This window comes from uncultured Aureimonas sp., assembly GCF_913775355.1.
Classification (GTDB): Bacteria; Pseudomonadota; Alphaproteobacteria; order Rhizobiales; family Rhizobiaceae; genus Aureimonas.
On sequence record NZ_CAJYIU010000091.1, the window covers coordinates 1 to 2790 of the forward strand.

Annotated in this window: 6 protein-coding genes; 5 read left to right on the forward strand and 1 reads right to left on the reverse strand. The window is 69.2% G+C overall.

Annotation, left to right across the window (positions count from 1 at the left end; all coding sequences use genetic code 11):
• Positions 1–25: 25 nt before the first annotated feature.
• Genes grxC through QZ753_RS06530 form a run of 5 tightly spaced genes read left to right on the forward strand, consistent with a single transcriptional unit; the run spans position 26 to position 2233 of the window.
• A complete protein-coding gene (gene grxC, locus QZ753_RS06510) occupies positions 26–283 on the forward strand; it encodes a glutaredoxin 3 (RefSeq protein WP_055892137.1) in 258 nt (85 codons plus the stop codon).
• 12 nt (positions 284–295) lie between these two features.
• On the forward strand, positions 296–1156 hold the full coding sequence (locus tag QZ753_RS06515; RefSeq protein WP_294642055.1) for a carbon-nitrogen hydrolase family protein: 861 nt from the start codon (positions 296–298) through the stop codon (positions 1154–1156).
• Positions 1153–1608 carry a DUF1178 family protein gene (locus QZ753_RS06520; protein WP_090963599.1) on the forward strand — a complete coding sequence of 152 codons (456 nt, stop codon included), beginning with the start codon at positions 1153–1155 and terminating at the stop codon, positions 1606–1608. The genes QZ753_RS06515 and QZ753_RS06520 overlap by 4 nt, the downstream gene beginning before the upstream one ends.
• A gap of 18 nt (positions 1609–1626) precedes the next feature.
• Positions 1627–1920 (forward strand): DUF1289 domain-containing protein, encoded by a 294-nt coding sequence (locus tag QZ753_RS06525; protein ID WP_294642057.1) that lies wholly within the window; start codon positions 1627–1629, stop codon positions 1918–1920.
• A 31-nt stretch (positions 1921–1951) separates the two neighbouring features.
• Positions 1952–2233, forward strand: coding sequence for a DUF1289 domain-containing protein (locus tag QZ753_RS06530; RefSeq protein ID WP_294642059.1), 282 nt, complete (start codon positions 1952–1954; stop codon positions 2231–2233).
• A gap of 62 nt (positions 2234–2295) precedes the next feature.
• On the opposite strand, the gene QZ753_RS06535 is transcribed toward QZ753_RS06530, so the two are convergent.
• On the reverse strand, positions 2296–2790 hold a 495-nt coding region (locus tag QZ753_RS06535; RefSeq protein WP_294642061.1), incomplete at its 5' end, for a DNA starvation/stationary phase protection protein.

The following is a 2790-nucleotide window of genomic DNA, read 5'->3' on the forward strand; positions in this document are numbered from 1 at the left end:
CGTCGCCTGAAGTTTCGAGGACGCCATGCCCCCCGTCACCATCTATACCCGACAGTTCTGCGGCTACTGCGCGCGCGCCAAGGACCTCCTGACCCGCAAGGGCGTCGCCTTCGAGGAGAAGGACGCGACCGTCGAGCCGTCCTACCGGCAGGAGATGATGAGCCGCGCCCCCGGCAGCTCGACCTTCCCGCAGATCTTCATCGGCGACCGGCACGTCGGCGGCTGCGACGATCTCCACGCGCTGGACCGGGCCGGCAAGCTCGATCCGATGCTGGCCGGCTGAGGACCCGAGGCGATGACGACGTTCAAGGCCGCCGTGGTGCAGATGCGCTCCGGCGAGGATCCCGCCCGTAACATCGAGGCGATGGAGGCATTGGTCGCGGACGCTGCGGCGCGCGGCGCGCAGTTCGTGCAGACGCCGGAGATGACCGGCATCCTCAGCCGCGACCGCGAGCGGTTCCGCTCGTACCTGAAGCCGGCGGCGAGCGATCCGGTGGTGGCCGCCGCACGCGCGCTGGCACGCCGCCACGCGATCGTCCTCCATCTCGGCTCGACGGCGGTCGATGCCGGCGACGGGATGGCGGCCAACCGCGCCTTCCTGTTCGGGCCGGACGGCGAGACGATCGAGACCTACGACAAGATCCACATGTTCGACGTCGATCTCGACGGCGGCGAGAGCTGGCGCGAATCGGCGACCTACGTGCCGGGCACCCGTTCGGGGCTCGCCGACGTGCGCTTTGCCGACGGCACGGCGCGGATCGGCTTCGCGGTCTGCTACGACATGCGCTTTCCCGAGCTCTTCCGGGCCGAGGCGCTGGCCGGCGCCGAGGTGCTGACGGCGCCCGCCGCCTTCACGCGCCAGACCGGCGAGGCGCACTGGCATGTCCTCCTGCGCGCCCGCGCGATCGAGAACAACTGTTTCATGATCGCCGCCGCGCAAGGCGGTCGCCACGAGGACGGGCGCGAGACCTTCGGCCACTCGCTGATCTCGGACCCCTGGGGCCGGATCATCGCCGAGGTGAAGGGCGACGAGCCGGGCGTGGCGCTGGCGACGGTCGACACCGAGCTCGTCGGCAGCGTGCGCGCCAAGATCCCCAACCTCAAGAACCGCCGTCCCTTCGAGGCGCCGGCGGTGCGCGCGACCGCAGAGGCATGATCCGCTACGCCCTTCGCTGCCGGGACTGCGGGCACGGGTTCGACGGCTGGTTCCGCTCCTCCGCCGATTTCGAGGCGCAGGGCGCGCGCAAGCTGCTCGCCTGCCCGGTCTGCGAAGGGCACGGCGTCGAAAAGGCGCTGATGAGCCCGGCCGTCGCGGCGGCGCCCGAGCCGGGTCGCACACCGGGCCACGCGCCGGGCGGTGCGGTGACGAGCGCGCCCGTCGGCGAGGCGGCCGAGCTCTACCGCCAGCTGCAGGACATGGCCCGCAAGGTCCGCAATGAGGGACACTATGTCGGCGCGGGCTTCGCCGAGGAAGCGCGGCGCATCCACTACGGCGAGGCGGAGGGCCGGCAGATCTACGGCGAGGCGAGCGGGCAGGAGGTGCGAGGCCTCCTCGAGGAAGGCATCGCCGCCCTGCCGCTGCCGCCGCTTCCCGAAGACAAGAACTGAACCGACGGACCGACCGACATGGCCAAGACCTTCACCAAGGCGCCGAGCCCCTGCGTCTCCGTCTGCAAGTTCAAGATCGAGGGGCAGTGCATCGCCTGCCGGATGACGAAGCCCGAGAAGAAGCGCTTCAAGCGGCTGGAGGGCAAGGGCGAGAAGCGCGCCTTCCTCGCGATGCTGAGCGAGCGGCTGCAGGCGGCGGGGCGCTACGCCTACTGGTCGCGCATGTATCGCCGCCGCTGCGAGAAGAAGGGGCGGCCCTGTCCGCTCGACAAGCTGGAGGCCGACCTCGACACGGGGGCCAAGGCTGCCTAACTCCGAGGTTCCGGACCCCGAGGACCCATCCATGAGCGTATCGCCAGCCTGGGCGGATGCCCCGAGCCCCTGCGTGGACGTGTGCAAGTACAAGCGCGCGGGGCGCTGCGTCGGCTGCATGATGACCAAGATGGAGAAAGACTCCTTCCCCCATTCGGGCAGCGCCGAGCGCAAGCGCGACTTCTTCGAGGCGCTGCTAGAGCGCCTGCGCGCCGAGCACAAGAATCCGGCCTTCTGGGCGATCGCCTATCGCCGCAAGTGCCAGCAGGAGGGCGTCCCCTGTCCGCTGGACGAGGAGGACGGCGACCTCTGACCACCTACGAAAAAGGCCCGCCGGAGCGATCCGGCGGGCCTTTTTGGTGACGGGTCGATCGCTCAGGCGGCGGTCGACTTCAGGTGGGCGCGCAGCATCCAGGCGAACTTGTCGTGCTTCTCGATGCGGCCGGTCGCCATGTCGTTGGTCGCCCAGTCGCCGTGCTCCTCGGCGACCTGCGCCAGCGAGGACAGCGTCGAGGACAGGGTCTCCTGGTCCTTCATCAGGACCTCGATCATCGTCTTGGCGTCGGTGCGGCCGTCATGCTCCTCGACGGCGCTGCGCTCGAGATAGACCGAGAAGCGGCCTTCGGCATGGGCGTCGAATGCCTTGATGCGTTCGGCCAGAAGGTCCTGCGCCTCGAAGTGATCCTCGTAGATCTCCTGGAACAGCTCGTGCAGCGAGCCGAAGCTCATGCCGGTGACGTTCCAGTGGAAGTTCTGCGCCTTGAGCGTCTCGATCGCGGTCTCGGCCAGCGCCTGCGTCAGGCCGTTGACGATCTCTTCCTTGGCGCTCGGCTCGATCTTGGCGGCAACCAGACCCATGATGCTTCTCCT

Excerpts from the sequence above, each read along its gene's own strand:
- QZ753_RS06515 (WP_294642055.1), top strand. The coding sequence starts at position 296 with ATGACGACGTTCAAGGCCGCCGTGGTGCAGATGCGCTCCGGCGAGGAT.
- grxC (WP_055892137.1), top strand. The coding sequence starts at position 26 with ATGCCCCCCGTCACCATCTATACCCGACAGTTCTGCGGCTACTGCGCG.
- QZ753_RS06520 (WP_090963599.1), top strand. The coding sequence starts at position 1,153 with ATGATCCGCTACGCCCTTCGCTGCCGGGACTGCGGGCACGGGTTCGAC.
- QZ753_RS06525 (WP_294642057.1), top strand. The coding sequence starts at position 1,627 with ATGGCCAAGACCTTCACCAAGGCGCCGAGCCCCTGCGTCTCCGTCTGC.
- QZ753_RS06530 (WP_294642059.1), top strand. The coding sequence starts at position 1,952 with ATGAGCGTATCGCCAGCCTGGGCGGATGCCCCGAGCCCCTGCGTGGAC.